We start from the raw sequence: 2,453 nt of genomic DNA on the forward strand, positions 1-2,453 counted from the left end.
GTCCACTTCGTCCGGGCCGCCCGGCGACAGGTAGCCATCGCCCCAGAGCGCCTCGAGGAAGCGAATGGCCGCGTCGTCATATTCCGGCTCGGCGTTAGCCGTTTCGATCATCGGACTGAGCCTCAAATGCGGAAGTCACCTTCGCGCTAGCGGAACACCAGAAATGCGGGGCAAAGCCTAGCGCATCAACGCAGAAACGCAACACCATTTGTTGAACATTCATTCAAAATGGCTGGACAAAAAACCGTGACCCGTGCCAAATTCGGCTGATCGGGGAACAAATCGCACCCAAAAAACGGGCGGCCGGAGGGAGGTTGAGCGCACATGAACGCATGGGACGCGATCGTCATCGGCGGCGGCCACAACGGGCTGGTCAACGCCGGCTATCTGCAGCGCGCCGGGCTCGACGTGCTGGTGGTCGAGAAGAACGACTGGGTCGGCGGTGCGGCCACCAGCCGCGAGCTGACGCCGGGCTTTCTCTACTCCAACTGCTCCTATGTCTGCTCGCTGTTCCGGCCCGAGATCATGCGCGATCTGGAGCTGCCGCGCTTCGGCCTGCAGGTGATCTCCTATGAAGGCGGCGCGGTGTTCACGCGCGACGGCGACTATCTCGCCAACTACCGCGACCACGATGCGCATCGCCGCGAATTCGCCCGCTTCTCCAAGCGCGACGCCGAGGCCTACGACCGCTATTCGCGCGACGTCACAAGGCAGTGCCGCTTCATCCAGCCGCTGTTGATGCGCACCGCGCCCGATCCCACCAGCTTCAAGCCGCGCGATCTTGGCGAGCTGCTCTATCTCGGCAAGAAATTCGCCGTTCTCACCGCTGAGGAAATGGCGCTGACCTTGCGCTTCTGGACGATGTCGATCTCCGACTTCCTCGACGAGTATTTCGAGACCGACGTCATCAAGGCGAACTTTGCGCTCTCCGGCATCATCGGCACGGCGCTTGGGCCCATGTCGCCCGGCACGGCCTATGTCCTGCTCCACCACTATATGGGTGAGGTCGATGGCTCGGTGGGCGCCTGGGGCTATGCGCGTGGCGGTATGGGTGCCGTGACCAAGGCGCTCGCCGCCTCGTTCAAGGCCTCCGGCGGCACGATCCGCACCGGCGCCGAGGTCGAGCGCGTGCTGATTAGGAACGGCAGGGCCAAGGGCGTCGTACTGGCCGGCGGCGAAGAGGTCTATGGCAAGCTCGTCGTCTCAAACGCCGACGTGAAGCGCACCTTCCTGAAGCTGGTCGAGGAGAAGGAGCTGCCCGACATCTTCCTTCGGCGGGTCAGGAACTTCAAGATCCGCGGCTCGTCCGGCAAGGTCAACATCGCGCTCGATTCGCTTCCCCAATTCACCGCTCTGCCAAAGGATTCGCCGGTCTACCGCGCCGACATGCACTTCACCGATTCCATTGAGCGCATGGAGCGCGCCTATGACGACTGGAAGGCCGGGCGCTGGTCGGCCGATCCCTTCCTCGACATGGTGATCCCGACCACGCTCGACCCGACCATGGCGCCGCCGGGAAAACATTTCATGAGCTGCTTCGTGCAATACGCGCCGCCCAAAATTGGCGGGCGAGACTGGACGGACGCCGACCGCGACGGCTTCGCCGAAAGCGTGGTTGCGCAGATCGCCGAATATTCGCCCGGCTTCCGCGACCGCATCGTCCATATGGAGGTGCGCACGCCGCGCGAGATCGAGGCCGAGGTCGGCCTCACCGAAGGCAACATCTTCCAAGGCGAACTGACCTTCGACCAGCTGCTGTTCAACCGCCCGGTGCCGGGCTACGCGCAATACCGCTCGCCGGTCGGCGGCCTCTATATGTGCGGCTCCTCCACTCATCCGGGCGGCGGCGTCATGGGCGCGCCCGGACGCAACGCCGCCGCCGAGATCCTGCGCGATCTCGCCAAGCCAACCCTGCATATGAGCCCAGCCCATGACGTCATCTGAAGCGAATTGGGACGCGATCGTCATCGGCGGCGGCCACAACGGCCTGGTTGCCGCCGCCACTCTGGCGAAATCGGGACGCAAGGTGCTGCTGCTCGAGGCCGGCAAGGAGGTCGGCGGCGCGGCGCGCACCGAGGAATTCGCGCCGGGGTTTCGCGCCTCCTCGGTCGCTCATCTGCTCAACCGCCTGCATCCCGATGTGGTGAAGACGCTGGAGCTCGAGCGCCACGGGCTGAAGATCGAGCGCGGCGATTTCGTGCCGTCGATCGCATTGTCGAAAGACGGCCCGCTGGTGCTGCACGGCGCCTATGGCGAGGCGCTGACGGGCGCCAGCCCGTCGGAGCAGTCGGCTTGGCGCGACCTGCGCGCGCAGCTGTTGCGCTACGCCGGCGTGCTGAAACCCTTCCTGTCGCGCCGCCCGCCGGACCTTGCCGGCATGTCGCTCGCCGAAATGACCGGGCTCGGCCAGACGGCGCTGGCGCTGAAGAAGCTCGGCAAGGAGGACATGCGCG

2 protein-coding genes are annotated in these 2,453 nt (G+C 65.1%); both read left to right on the forward strand.

Annotation, left to right across the window (positions count from 1 at the left end):
• Positions 1-324 precede the first annotated feature (324 nt).
• Positions 325-1,944, forward strand: a complete 1,620-nt coding sequence (locus EOA60_RS28775; protein ID WP_095824020.1) for an NAD(P)/FAD-dependent oxidoreductase — start codon at positions 325-327, stop codon at positions 1,942-1,944.
• A partial coding sequence (locus EOA60_RS28780; protein WP_164899620.1) for an NAD(P)-binding protein occupies positions 1,931-2,453 on the forward strand: 523 nt, incomplete at its 3' end. The genes EOA60_RS28775 and EOA60_RS28780, both read left to right, overlap by 14 nt.

The sequence above is a fragment of the Mesorhizobium sp. M1A.F.Ca.IN.020.06.1.1 genome (assembly GCF_004023265.1).
In the GTDB taxonomy this organism is placed as follows: Bacteria; Pseudomonadota; Alphaproteobacteria; order Rhizobiales; family Rhizobiaceae; genus Mesorhizobium.